8 protein-coding genes and 1 pseudogene are annotated in these 13,679 nt (G+C 61.6%); 6 read left to right on the forward strand and 3 right to left on the reverse strand.

The window, feature by feature from the left end:
* Window positions 1-67: 67 nt before the first annotated feature.
* The 3 genes and pseudogenes from QHC67_RS15725 to QHC67_RS15735 form a co-directional block, all read left to right on the forward strand.
* Window positions 68-649: pseudogene (locus QHC67_RS15725) on the forward strand (gamma-glutamyltransferase); the annotation flags it as partial.
* A 39-nt stretch (window positions 650-688) separates the two neighbouring features.
* Entirely contained in the window at window positions 689-3,658 is a 2,970-nt protein-coding gene (locus QHC67_RS15730; RefSeq protein WP_319295708.1) for an amidohydrolase family protein, read from the forward strand.
* Window positions 3,659-3,713: 55 nt separating this feature from the next.
* Window positions 3,714-5,132: a M20/M25/M40 family metallo-hydrolase gene (locus QHC67_RS15735; RefSeq protein WP_319295709.1), complete on the forward strand. Its 1,419-nt coding sequence runs from the start codon at window positions 3,714-3,716 to the stop codon at window positions 5,130-5,132.
* A 33-nt stretch (window positions 5,133-5,165) separates the two neighbouring features.
* Here QHC67_RS15735 and QHC67_RS15740 read toward each other — a convergent pair whose 3' ends face one another.
* Window positions 5,166-7,208 carry a TonB-dependent receptor gene (locus tag QHC67_RS15740; protein ID WP_319295711.1) on the reverse strand — a complete coding sequence of 681 codons (2,043 nt, stop codon included), beginning with the start codon at window positions 7,206-7,208 and terminating at the stop codon, window positions 5,166-5,168.
* A gap of 136 nt (window positions 7,209-7,344) precedes the next feature.
* Window positions 7,345-7,749, reverse strand: coding sequence for a DUF2946 family protein (locus tag QHC67_RS15745; protein ID WP_319295713.1), 405 nt, complete (start codon window positions 7,747-7,749; stop codon window positions 7,345-7,347).
* 208 nt (window positions 7,750-7,957) lie between these two features.
* Here QHC67_RS15745 and QHC67_RS15750 point away from each other — a divergent pair, with 208 nt between their 5' ends.
* Together QHC67_RS15750 and QHC67_RS15755 are read left to right on the forward strand one after the other, a co-directional pair.
* The gene (locus tag QHC67_RS15750) at window positions 7,958-9,007 is read left to right on the forward strand and encodes a glycosyltransferase family 2 protein (protein ID WP_319295715.1); all 1,050 of its coding nucleotides are present in this window, start codon (window positions 7,958-7,960) and stop codon (window positions 9,005-9,007) included.
* A gap of 40 nt (window positions 9,008-9,047) precedes the next feature.
* Window positions 9,048-10,484 (forward strand): oligosaccharide flippase family protein, encoded by a 1,437-nt coding sequence (locus tag QHC67_RS15755; RefSeq protein WP_319295716.1) that lies wholly within the window; start codon window positions 9,048-9,050, stop codon window positions 10,482-10,484.
* A gap of 13 nt (window positions 10,485-10,497) precedes the next feature.
* Here QHC67_RS15755 and QHC67_RS15760 read toward each other — a convergent pair whose 3' ends face one another.
* The gene (locus tag QHC67_RS15760; RefSeq protein ID WP_319295718.1) at window positions 10,498-11,826 is read right to left on the reverse strand and encodes an O-antigen ligase family protein; all 1,329 of its coding nucleotides are present in this window, start codon (window positions 11,824-11,826) and stop codon (window positions 10,498-10,500) included.
* A gap of 414 nt (window positions 11,827-12,240) precedes the next feature.
* Here QHC67_RS15760 and QHC67_RS15765 point away from each other — a divergent pair, with 414 nt between their 5' ends.
* A complete protein-coding gene (locus QHC67_RS15765) occupies window positions 12,241-13,677 on the forward strand; it encodes a hypothetical protein (RefSeq protein ID WP_319295719.1) in 1,437 nt (478 codons plus the stop codon).
* Window positions 13,678-13,679 lie beyond the last annotated feature (2 nt).

Genomic DNA, 13,679 nt, shown 5'->3' on the forward strand with positions numbered 1-13,679 from the left:
CCTCTTGCCCATTTCCAAACTCCTTCATAATCCAAAATAACAGAGATTCTGGACCACTCAGAAGGGGGCAGATCAGGTGGAGGTGGTCGACCGCGAGGGCAATCTGTTCAGCTGTACGCCGAGTTCCGGTTGGTTGCTGGGCGGCGCCTATGTTGCGGGCGACACCGGCGTGCCGATGAGCAATCGCATGACGGTGTTCGACCTCGATCCAGAAAGCCCCAATGTGCTCGCGCCGGGCAAGCGGCCGCGCACGACGCTCTCGCCCTGCATCGTGATGAAGGAGGGCGCGCCTTTCCTCGCCATCGGCACGCCGGGCGGCGACAATCAGGACCAGCAGATCATGAATGTGCTGCTGCGGGTGCTCGCCTTTGGTCAGCCTCTGCAGGCGGCGATTGAGGCGCCGCGGATTAACTCCAACCACTTCCACGGTTCGTTCATGGTCAAGAAGGATGAACCCGGCGTGCTGGAGATCGAGGACCGGGTGCCGGAGGATGTGCGGGCGGCGTTGAAGGCGCGCGGACACAAGCTGGACGTGCTTGGTCCCTATGGCGTTTCGACAGGCATCGTCGCCGCCGGAGTGGCGCCGGGCCTGGGCACATTGCGGGGCGGCGCGGACGTAAGGCGCGAACGCTACGTCTTTGGTTGGTAACTTCTTCAGGGCTCAAGGGGTATTCGCATGAGGCATGTCATGGCGTCGCTACTGCTGGCGGCAACGGCGCTCGCAGGAGTCACGCCGGTTGCGGTTCGCGCGGAGCCGGTGCAGCCCCTTCCGCCGGGCCAGGGTAAGACAGTCGCATTCGATGTCCATGAGGGCACGTCGATGGCGGTGTCCGTCTCCCCCAACGGCGAATTTCTGGCCGTGGATCTTCAGGGCAGCCTGTGGATCATCCCCGCGAAGGGCGGCAGGGCGAAGCTCATCACCGACTATTTCAACGATGCGCGCCAGCCGGTGTGGTCGCCCGACAGCAAGACGCTGGCCTACTTCGCCTATCGTGACGGCGGATATGACCTATGGACGGTGTCGCCTGACGGGTCCGGCGCGAAGAAGCTGACCGAGGGCACCTATGACGATCGGGAGCCCGCATGGTCGCCGGACGGCAGCAAGATCGCCTTCTCCTCCGACCGGCAGGGGTCGGCGAGCTACAATATCTGGACGATCGAAGTCGCTACCGGCAAGCTTGAGCAGATCACCAGCAATCCCGATGAAGACCGGATGCCGACATGGTCGCCGGATGGACGAGAGATCGCCTATTCCAGCACCCAGGGCGCGCAGACGGCCTTGTGGGCGGTGGCGCTGTCAGGTGGCAAGGAGCGGATGCTGAAACAGGTCGAGGGCCGTGTCGACGCGCCTTCCTGGGGACCCGACGGGCAGCTTGCCTATGTCGTAGCGGACGCCAAAGGCAGCCGCCTTGAAATCGACGGCAAGCCGGTATCAGGGGACGAGAATGTCTTTCCGTTCCGCGTGTCCTGGCTGCCGGGGAAGGGCGGCTATTACTACGTTTCCGATGGCCGTATCCGCCGCCGTTCGGGGAGCCGCGTCGCGGAAGTCCCGTTTACCGCAAAGCTGGAAGTCACGCGGCCGCAATATACGCGCGCCAGGCGTGACTTCGACACCACGACACCGCGCCGCGCGCTGGGCATCGTCAAGCCTGCCATTTCTCCTGACGGAAGCCAGATCGCTTTCGTCGCTCTGGGCGACCTCTATCTGATGCCTGCCGCTGGCGGCACTCCGGAGAACCTGACCAAGGATCACGCGATGGAGGCCGACGTCGCTTGGTCCCCGGACGGATCGAGCCTCGTCTACACGTCCGACAAGGGCGGTGGCTTGCCGCAATTGTGGATACGCAACCTGAGGACTGGCCGGGACCGCCAGCTCACGCGGATGGATACACAGCCGCTCGGCGCGGACTGGTCGCCGGACGGGACGCGCATCGCCTTCATCGACGTTGACGGCATGTGGGGCGTAGCGGGCGTATGCGTAGTCGACGTCGCGACTGGCGCGATCACGCGGTTGCAAGCGTCGTTGGGCCAGCCGGGCTCGCCAAGCTGGTCCGCGGACGGCAAGAACGTCGCCATCGGGCTTTCGTACAAATTCTCATCCAGCTTCCGCGAAGGCACCAATCAGATCTACGTGATCCCGGCGGATGGCAAGGGCCCGCCCGTGTGGCAGGTCCCGCAGGCGAACGCGTCGATAGACACGCGCGGCGGCGGCGGACCAGCATGGTCGCCCGATGGCACGAAGATGGCGGCGATCTACGAAGGTGTGCTTAAGATCTGGCCCGTGTCGGCCGATGGCACCCCCTCTGGCCCGCCGCGCAGCTATACGTCCGAGATTTCCTACTTCCCGTCATGGGCCGGGGATTCCAGGACGATCATCTACCAGTCCGCTGACAAGGTGAAGTCGATCGACATCGAGACTGGAGTCATCCGGGAAATTCCCGTCAATCTGAGCTACACGCTGGCGAAGCCCGCCGGGCGGACTGTCGTGCACGTCAGCAATCTGGTCGACGCCGTTCAGGACGTGACGCAGCATGACAAGGACATCGTGATCGAGGGGAACCGGATCGCGTCGATCAGCGATCATGACCCGGCGCTGCATACGTCCGCCGCCAAGTTCGTCGACGGAACCGGGCTGACGGCGATCCCCGGCCTCATCGAACATCATGCGCATGTGCAGAAGGATTTCGGCGCGAACGCGCATCGGGCGTGGCTCGCTTATGGCATCACCACCGTGCGCGATCCAGGCAATCAGCCCTATGACGGCGTGGAGGATCGCGAGGCCAGCGAAGCAGGCGTGCGCATCGGGCCGCGCATCTACACCAACGGGCCGTTGCTGGAATGGCAGCGCGTCTATTACAAGATGGGCGTGGCCGTGGCCGGCCCGGCTCATCTGGAGCGCGAACTGGAGCGCGCCCGGCTGCTGAAATATGACGTGATGAAGAGTTACGTCCGGATGCCCGACCTCTACCAGCGGCGGATCGTCGATGCGGCGCACAAGATGGGTGTTCCGGTGACGGGCCACGAAATCTATCCCGCCGCCTATACGGGCGTAGACGCCACCGAACATATGGGCGCGACGAGCCGGCGGGGATATTCGCCAAAGCAGGGGCCGCAGGCGCGCTCCTATGAGGATGTGATCCAGCTGTTCGGGCAGAGCCAGCGCGTGCTCACGCCGACGAACTTCGGCGCGCTGCTCGGCTATCTGGAGAAAAATCCCGCCTACAAGAACGACTCTCGCTTGGGGCTGTATCCCGGCTGGGCGCAAAAGTCGGTGCTGGAGCAGAATCCGATGCTGATGACGATGCGGCAGTCGATGCTGGCGGGAAGCTTGCAGTCGCTAAAAGCCATGTATGACGCGGGAACCCGGATCACGGCCGGGACGGACACGACGATCGCCATCAACCTGCACGCCGAGATCGCCTCCTATGTCGATGCGGGATTGACGCCGTTCCAGGCGCTGCAATCGGCGACAAGGACGCCTGCGGAGGCGCTCAATCTGGACGCGGGAACCATCGAAGCGGGCAAGCTTGCCGACATCGTGCTGCTTGAGGGCGATCCGCGCGAGAACATCGCAAATACCTTCAACGTGCGGAAAGTCATTACCAACGGCCGGCCCTTCAGTGTGGATGAACTGGTGAAGATGGGAGAGAAGCCCTGATGTCGGCCATTTCACGGGCGGCGCGGAAGTGCGCGGGGCAGATATGGGAGTGAAAGTGTTGGGAAGAGCAAGCCTTGCATTTTGCGCAGCGGTCAGTCTGACGGCGATGGCCTTTCAGGCGCCTGCACGTGCTGCGCCAGAGCCGGGGGAGGCCGCGTTCCGGGCGTTGTTCAAGGAGATGGTGGAAATCGATTCCAGTTTCGACACGGGCAACTGCACGACGGTCACGGAGAAAGTCGCGGCGCGGATGAAGGCGGCGGGCTTTCCCCAGGCAAATCTGCACCTGTTCGTGCCGGAAGGGCACCCCAAGGCGGGCGCGCTTGTCGCCGTGTATCCGGGGCGCGATCCCAAGCTGAAGGCCGTGCTGATGCTGGGCCATATCGACGTCGTGAACGCGCGGCGGGCGGACTGGACCCGCGACCCCTTCACCCTGATCGAGGAGGGCGGCTATTTCTACGCGCGTGGCGTCGCGGACATGAAGGCGCAGGATGCGATCTGGGCCGACAATCTGCTGCGCTATCAGGCGGAAGGGTACAAGCCGCTGCGCACCATCAAGATGGCGCTGACCTGCGGCGAGGAGGGGCTGTACCTCAATGGCGCGAAATGGCTGGTCGACAATCAGCGGGAACTGGTGGACGCGGGCATAGCGCTCAACGAAGGCGGATATGGCGAGTTGGACGCGACCGGCAAATATATCGACCAGACGTTCCAGGCTGCACAGAAGGTGGTGATGAGCTTCACGCTGGAGACTACCAATCCCGGCGGTCATTCATCCCTGCCGCGCCCGGATAATGCGATCTACAGCCTGGCTCGCGCGCTCGACAAGCTCAGCAAATATGATTTTCCCGTCCAGTTCATAGACGCGAACCGCGGCTACTTCACGAAGATGGCGAAGATCTTGGGTGGCGAGGAAGGCGCGGCGATGACCGCGATTGTCGCCAATCCGGAGGACAGGGCGGCAAGCGACATACTCAACCGCTCGCCCGCCTATCATTCGATGCTGCGCACGACCTGCGTTGCGACCTTGCTGTCGGCCGGCCATGCCGGTAACGCCCTTCCGCAGCGGGCAACGGCAACTATCAATTGCCGCGTCATTCCGGGCGTGCCGACCGAGGAGATCCAGGCGACGCTCGCGAAGGTCATCGACGATCCGGACGTCAAGATCACGGCAGGCCGGACCTATAAACCTGCCGCGCCTGCGCCGGTTACGGACGCGGTTTTCGGCCCGGCGCAGCGTGCATCGGCGGCAGTGTGGCCCCGCGTGCCGATGGTGCCGCACATGGCGACAGGCGCCACCGACGCCGTGACGCTGAATGCCGCCGGCATCCCGACCTATGGGATTTCGGGCATCTTCCGCGATCCCGATGGCAATGGCGTGCATGGCCTCAACGAGCGCATCCGCGTGAGGTCGGTAATGGAGGCGAGGAAATTCCTCTACCGCTTGGTGAAAGCGTACGCAGACCAAGCTGAATAGAGGCTCCCCTCACCATCAGGCAATGATCCTGCGTCACCATCGAAACCGCACGCCGCCGAACACGGCTCGCCCGATGCCAGGATTGAAAAGCTCCGATGCAGCGTTTGCGACCCCCGCCGTCGCAACAGCGGAGATGTAATGCTTGTTCGTGAGATTGCGGCCTTCGACATAGGCGGACCAACGGCCATCCACGTCGAGCCCGGCCTTGAGATTGAGCAATGTGTAAGGATCGACCGTAAGCGTGTTGGCGTTGTCCGCGTAATAATGTCCAGGCGCCCATTCAACATTGGGTCCGGCATAGAAGCCGCTTGGGTGCTTGTAGAGCAGTTCGGCACGCAGATAATGTCTTGGGACGCCCGGCAACTCATTGTCGCCGTAGATCGGGTCGCCATCAAAGAAGAAGTCGCTGTAGGTATAGGCAGCGGTGATCGTCAGCTTGTCGCCTGACACGAGGGCCGACAGGGGAATGGCGGCATCAAGTCCTGCCTCGATGCCCTGATGCACGGTTTGGCCAGCGTTGATGATGCTGCATGCGCTGAACGGGCCGGTGGTCAAGCATTGCAACTCGCCCCTGATCACCGAGCGGTAGAGGGATAGGTCCCAGCCGATGGCACCGCGACGTCCGCGGGTGCCGATCTCGTATGTCGTTGCCCGCTGCGCGCGAAGATCTACCCCACCCGCGGGGGTAATGATGTTGGCGTCATAGCTCGGCACTTCGGCGCTGCGCGACACGTTGGCGAACACCTGCCACTCAGCATCGACATCCCAAAGCACGCCAAACCTCGGGCTCCATAGGTCATAGCTCTTCTTGCCTGACTGATCGCCGTTGGAAAGGAAGCGGTCGCGGCGGTGCCGGCTCGCGTGCAGAAACTGGATGCCGGCAATAATCGCGAGATTCGGCCGCAGGTAGAGCGAGTCTTCCGCATAAGCCGAAACATTCTTCGATCTGTCCATCATGGAAGCGGTCGGCGCGCCCTTCACGGCGCCGGGCAGATTGACGAAATAGTCTGTGTCGTTGGTACCGGCCTGAATATTGGCGCCGATGATCAGGCGGTTGCGGATACTTCCCAGCGATCGATCATCTACGGCGCGCACGAACCCGCCATAGTCGTTAGAATTGAAGTCGTAATACTGGAAGATCGGATGATCGACGTCGCGATGATTGTAGAAGACGCTCAGGTCGACCGTCGTCTTTCCGAAGTGCAAAGTGGTCTTGTTGGCGATGCGGATCGAATCGACATTGCGCTGCTGATCCTGGATGATCCATATGGGGTTTGCCGATCGGGGTGCGTTGATCGCCTGGTCTTTATTGACCTCGCCCGGGATATGCTGGTTCGTCGTGGCGCCATAGACGTAGAAGCGCGTCTGGACGCCCGGCGAGATTTGATAGCCGACGTTGATATTGCCGCGGATCGCATCGCCGCCGCTATGATCGCGATACCCATCGATCCGCTGCGCCGAGATCGTCGCGAAATAGTCGAGCGCGCCTGACACGCCGCCAGTGCTGGCCTGACCTTTGACATAACCGAAGCTGCCGACGTCGATGCGCGCGTCGAGCGGCGAGGCGTCGCTGCCCGTAGGCGTCACAAGATTGATCGCTCCCCCCAGTGCGTTCGATCCGTAGCGCAGGGCATTGGCGCCCTTGAACACCTCGACATAGCGATAGGCGCTGGGATCGACCTCGAAGAGATCCAGCAGGCCATCTGATGCGTTCAGCGGAATGCCGTCGATATACATGGTCACACCGCGGTTGCCGTAGGCACGCGACAATCCGGAACCGCGTATCGAAACGCGGGCGTCATCGCCCATCCTGGGCTGGGTGATCACTCCAGGGACATAGGCAAGGATGTCCTTGATGGTCTGGACGGGCGTGTTCTTGAACGCCGTGTCGGGGACCACCGCGACCGCGCCGGGTGTGCGCCGGATGGCGGCGGTGGCTTGCGCAGTATCGGGCGTTGCCGTCACGACAATGTCGCTGAAGCGCACGCTGTTCTCATCGTCACTGTCTGAGGTGCGCGCGAAAGCGGGCGTGGCAAAGCATATCGAAGCTGCGGATGCAGCAAGTAGAATTTTCACGGGTCTGATCCACCATATGGTCGAGGCCGAGCCGCAACGCGGTCGGACACAATGTCTGAGTCGAGTAAGTCGCGCCGCGTCGCCACGGACGTGCGCAGGCACGATCCACTACAGGCTGCAGAGACGACTTCTTAGGTCAGATCAGGGATGGAGGACCCCGCAAGGGCGGGCGCAGATAAGGCGGCGCGACAGTGGCCAGCGGCACGACGACGCGTAGCCCCAGAGCCAAGACAAAGAGAATTGCTGACGCAAGCAATAGGGGATCTGCCGCAGCCAGGAGCGGTGCGGACAGGCTGGCAAAGGCGCAGGGCTGCTCCGCTTTGCCCGGCTGCTCGCCACCCTTTTTTTCTTGCCCCGTGCCGGGGATCGTCATGACCATCGTCACCGGCCCCGTCCCGGAGCAGATGCTGACGATGAACTGTCCTCCGGATATGACCGGCATGTATCCGGCCGAAACGACAAGCTTCAAGGCAAGTGCCAGCGCTAGCACAAAGCCTGCCAGCTTAGGATTGTCGAAAACGAGGCGGCGGATCGCTTGCACCGCGCCGCTCTAGTGGCGGCAGGGAAGCTTGTCATCCGGAATGCATGAACTTCATCCAAATAGCTACGATGGCCGATGACTCGAAGGGATCGTGCAGCAGCACGGAGGCTTCTTCTGCGTTTATCGGGATAGCACGCAAAGCGGTGAATCTGCCTGACATTGCCGTCCGTTTCGGTCTATCTGCTGACGGATGATGCGGAGTGATGATATGGCGGCCCCTGGCGCGTCCCGGGCAGCCTCGACTGCAGAGCCGGGCGTTGCGGTGGTAGTGCTCAATTGGCGGCGGCCACAGGAAACGATTGCCTGTGTCCTCAGCGTGCTGAAGCTGGATTACTCCCATCTGGACATCATCGTCTGCGACAACCAGTCGGAGGATGGCTCTGTCGAAACGATCCTTGCCGGCCTGGAGAGCAGCCTGCCGCTGATGAACGAACAGCGCCGTGCGCAGAACATGGCGGAGTTCGCGCTTTGCCAAGTATCGCCGGAGGCGCGTGAGCTTCTCACATCGCCTGCGGATAGGCGACGGCTCTGGATCGCTTCGACGGGGCGCAACGGAGGCTATGCTTTCGGCAACAATGTGGGCATTCGCCTGGCTCTCCTGGACCGGGAAGTGGAGTATGTCTGGGTCCTCAACAATGACACCTTCGTCGATTGGCACGCGCTCCGAGCCCTGGTCGGGCAAGTGGCCAAGGATACTTCGATTGGCATCTGCGGCGCGAAAGTTCTCTACTCGCAGGACGAAGGGCAAGTCCAAACCCTTGGCGGCGGCCGTTTCCTTCCCTATCGCGCCCGCTGCGAACAGATCGGCGAGGGGCTTCCGGCGAACGCGCCAGTCGATGCCCGGTCCATCGAAGCGCAACTGAGCTATGTCAACGGCGCCGCTGCTTTCGTTCGGAGAGAGCTCATCGAGCAGGTGGGGTATATGGACGAAGGATATTTTCTCTACTGGGAGGAACTCGACTGGGCGACCCGGGCCCTGAAATCAGGCAAGTTCCGGCTGGGTTTCTGCCCGAACGCGATAGTCTATCATCAGGTCGGCGCCTCTACCGGATCGAACGACCATGGCGTCCCGACGCTTGGCTCGACCTACTGGATGACGCGGAGCAAGTTTCGCTACCTTCGCATTCACCGTCCCATGACGCTGATCATAGCCTTCCCGCTATTGTTCAAGGCCATGGCGGCCGAAGTGCTGGCGCAACGCTGGGCTCGAGCCTTTACAATGCTGCGGGGCGCGCTTGGCCTCCCGGCGGCCTCTTGAACATGGCGCGGCTCCCTGCCATCCATGGTGACGGGCTCTGATGACGGTCAAAAGATCGCTTGCGTGGATGGGCGGCGCACAAGTCGTCTCCATGGTGCTGCAATTCGCGTCGACCATAGTGTTGGCGCGTTATCTGACCCTGCATGACGCTGGCATATATGCGGTCGCCTTGGCGCTGGTCGCGGTATTGGCTCTGATACAGAACCTGGGATTGCAGGCGCTTATCGTGCGCGAGGAGGTGCTGACGCCCGAGATTTCCACCACGGCGTTCACGATCAATGCGTTGATATCGATCGTCCTGGCCGGAGTCATCGAAGCGGTCAGTCTAGCCGGAGGGCAGTTCGTCGGTGATCCGGGGGTCCAGCGCGCCCTGTCCGTCCTCGCGATCACGCCGCTGTTTCAGATATTCATTTTCCTGCCAGCGGCCACGCTGGAGCGCGAAGGCCGGTTCAAGGAGATCGCGCTGGTCAATACGGCGGGAACAGTCTGCGGCACCGTCGCGACAATCATCCTGGTGCTGTACGGCTACAGCTACATGAGCGTGCCTTATGCGCAGTGGGTGAATGGCGCCGTGACCGCAATTCTGATGTGCATCGTCGGGTTCCGTCATGTGAGCTTCCGGATCGGCTTCCACTCATGGCGGCGAGTTGGGGATTTCGGACTGCAAATGCTTGCCGTATCGGGCATCAACTCACTGTCGACGCGGCTGTCGGATATCGCGGTTGCCCGGCTGCTCGGCTTGTCTGCCCTCGGCCTTTACAGCCGTGCAAGCGGGCTCAATGGAATGATCTGGAGCAACGTCCACCTTCTCATCGGACGAGTCATGCTCGTCGACTACGCGGCGCTGCACCGTAGCGGCGAGTCTCTGCGCGAGCGATATCTGCGCACGGTCGAGATCGTCACGGCAATCTTGTGGCCTGCTTTCATCGGCTTCGCAATAATCGCCAAGCCGTTCATCCTCATCGTCTATGGGGAGCGGTGGATCGGAGCCGCAGCGCCTCTGGCGCTGATCATGCTGGGGTCGGTGATACAGGTCGCGATCACCATGACATGGGAATTATTTGCGGCCACCGGGCAGCTGCGGACACAGACGCGTATCGAGTTCATCCGCAGCGGCGTCGCCTTGTCGGCTTTTGTTGGTGGCTGCATGATCAGCCTGGAGGCTGCAGCAGCGGCGCGCGTAGTGGACGCTCTGTTCGCGCTGTTCCTGTATCGGCCGCATCTCAATCGCATGACCGGAACATCGCTCTCCGACTTCACGGGGATTTACGGCAGGAGCGCACTGCTTACGCTGCTGGCCTGCGCCCCGGCGGGCGTGTTGAGCGCCTATCATGGCTTCAACGCCGACATTGCCGTGGTGCCGTTGCTCGCGGCAGTATTGGGTGGTGTGATCCTGTGGGGGGGAGGGCTGTACTTCCTTCGCCACCCGCTCGCTGCTGAGCTACGCCGCGGAGTAAACAAGCACGTTGTTTCGTAATCCGCGGTCGCAGCTATCGCGACCTGCTGTCCGGCGGCGAATAGTGCGTCGCAATTTGATCATGGGTGCTTCTCCGTCTGAACAGAGAGCGTAAGCTGGCCAGCGCAAGACCATAGCGCTGGGGCAGCGCTTCAAACCAGACCCTTTCGAAACGGATGGGACGGACCAGCGGCCCTTCCCGCAGACGGGCGACAAGCAGGATCGACAGGAACAGCGCGTTGGGATCGAGCAGCAATGAGGGGCTTATGACACCCATCAGGCCGCACAGAAGACCGTTCAATTGCAGGCCGCGGAACCCGGATCCGTCGTTCTTGCCCGGCATTGGAACCATGCAGACATAGGTGATGATCAGAAAGGCGACTACGCCGACGATGCCGAAGTGGATGAAAGGCCCCAATATTCCGAGGTCGGTAGGGTAGAGCGGCTCGTATTCCCGTGTCCTGAAAACGGCTTGCTGCGCCTCGAAGTCGCTGGCGATCCCGACCCCCAGAATCAAATGCTCTTTGATGACCTTCATCGCCACATCATATTCAAGGGCGCGCGCGAAGGCGGACCCGTCGCTGGACATGCTCTGGAAGGGGTTCCACTGAGGTATGATCAAGCCAAGCAGCAGCCCGCCCGAGATCGCAAGAAACACGCCGAAGAGCGCTATGCGCGTCGGGGTGCCAAGGAGCCTTAGCGAATACAGAAGCATGATGACGATGAAGATGGACCCGAGGGTTCTAAATCCGCTCAGCCAGACTGCGGCCACGGCGAGCGCGAATATCGCGACCCTGAGCAGAAACGCCATCCGGCGGTTCGTGATCGTGTAGAACGCCATGAATGTTGCGAAGCCGGCGGCAAGATACAGCCGTGCGCCGCGTTCGAAATCGCCATTGCGAATAGCGCGATTGTCACCAAGTCCGCCACTGAGAATAAGATCGTGCGCGACGACGTACACGGCCACGTAGATCGTAGAAAGCACGAACAATATGCTAGTGATTCGGGAAGCCGGAAGGCCGCTCTTATACAACGGCACGAAGCTCAGAAGAGGCAGATAGAAGAGTAGCGCGTTGAAGTTATAGGGCCGCTCGGCGATGTGGCAGAAGCGGATATGCTCGATTACGAGAAACAGTATCGTACCGAACGCTGGCAGCATGACCGCGAGCCTGATCCGGGTCATCGGGAACACCAGATAGATAAGGAAGATCAGTGCCTGAACGAGGTAGGCGAAGTAGGTGGCTCCGGGCCAGAATACGTCGAAGATATTCGCTGCCTGCACCAGGATTGCGGCGAGCAGCGCGGTGATCAGGACATGGCTGGATAGCGAAGCATTTCCTCGTCTGCCGGGAGCTCTAGCCATCGCGCCGCCCCACTCCGAACGCATCCAAGAAGCCGCTCGCCAGCGTGGTTGATGCCGCCGCCGTCGGGGGAGTGGAGCATTCGATTACGACGCAACGCAGTGTACTGAACTCCCGCAAACCACGCCTGGTGACGCGGTACTGCCCTATACCACATCCGGTTTCCTGTACGGAGCAACTACTCGTATTTGGCGCACCGCCCGGCTATCCAGGCGACAGCCAATTGCACAAACTGTTACGTTTAGAAAGCGTAGTGGCGTCATAACCGGGGTGGCGAGATGCCGCTTACGCGAGCCGCAGCGTGGCTTGCCCGGTTTTGCTCGTGAAGTGGACCCGGTCTGGCTGATGCCTCACTTCAAGGATGCGCCTGAAGATGGCTGAGGGGATTTTCTGGGCTTGTATGTTATGGGACCATCGTGAGAACGCTTAAAAGAACCTTGGGAAAGGCCTTGCTGGCAGTCATGCTGTTGGGGATCGGCGTCGGTGTGCTGCTCAGCCTGTCCGATGCGCCGGCAGCCTTCATCGGCAATTTGGCAGCAGATGGTCGCAATCCAGCAAGCTTGACGGCGGCGATTTCAGACGAGGGCAGCTATGCCCCCTTGGACATACCGCCAACGACGCCGTTGGCTGACCTGTCGTCCACAGCGGTTTTACAGGCACCGGACCCGGCACTGAGCGATGCGCCGAGCACCGACAATCCGTTCCAAGCGAAAACCGTCCTGCGCCTCACGACGAGCGGCGCTACGGTGTACACGATTGCCTCGGCGTCACGCCTGCCCAAGCCGGTCGATGTGCGGGCGGGCTACACGGTGCTGCCGTTCAAGCCGATCGCCAACTGTGAATCCGCCTTGCGCTGGTCTCTCGAGTTCCATTCCGAAGGCACGCCCGCCGCGCCCACTGGCAATTATCATGAGATGGCGCCGTTCACCGAAGGGCCCAGCGCACTGCGAAGCGTTCTGACCTCTCAACCCCGCGGCGCAGCGCCCGGCCGATGGCAGAATTTCGGGTTGCACTCCAATGACCTGCATGCGGTCGGAACGGGCGCGAACCTTGCTGCCGTTCGATTCATCCGGCTGACGGTTCGGGGCGGACCAACGCCCATGATCATCGAACTGGGCAGTCCCTATTTCCAGCCATCGGCCCTTGGCAAAGCCAAAGCCATGATCACCTTCGACGATGGCTATTCCAGCATTGTCGACACTGCCTTGCCACTCTTCAAGGCCAAAGGCTTCAAGGGCGTGTATAATCTGGGAGCCCTGGCGCAGACCTTCAATGCGCCGGGGCACCTCAGCACCGCGCAGGTGCATGTCCTGCGCGACGCGGGGTGGCAGTGGATGCAGCAGGCCTATTCTTCGGAACAGCTTGCCCCCTATCTTGCGATGAGCGCGGCGCAACAAGACGCTGAAATGAAGAAGCAGAAGGCATTTGCGGCCAGGAACGGGCTCGGGGACCCGGGCTTTGGCTCCTACTTCAGTCAGGTGGGGCAAACACAGCCGCAGCTGTTCGGTATGTTCGCCCGGAACCAGCGGGCAACGCGCGCCTATTTCACGGCGCGGAGCGTAAAGGCGCCGGACTATCCGGTGCTCTACGGAGAGAATTACCCCTTCATCGACAATTATCTGGTCAAATCATTGGCAGCCGACGTTCCGGCTGGAGATTTCGACCGCCTGACGCAGCATGCGGAGCAGGCTATCGCCAATCGCGGCGTGGCCATCTACACCTTCCACAATGCGCTCGACAATTTGCCGCGGCTCCTGGACTGGCTGGACGCCAATCGGGGGCGCATCGATGTCGTCACCGAAGCAGAGTTGTTCGCGGCAAGCCACAGGCGGGACCAGCAGCCGGAGCGTTAGAG

It is taken from the genome of Sphingobium sp. (genome assembly GCF_033795625.1).
Classification (GTDB): domain Bacteria; phylum Pseudomonadota; class Alphaproteobacteria; order Sphingomonadales; family Sphingomonadaceae; genus Sphingobium.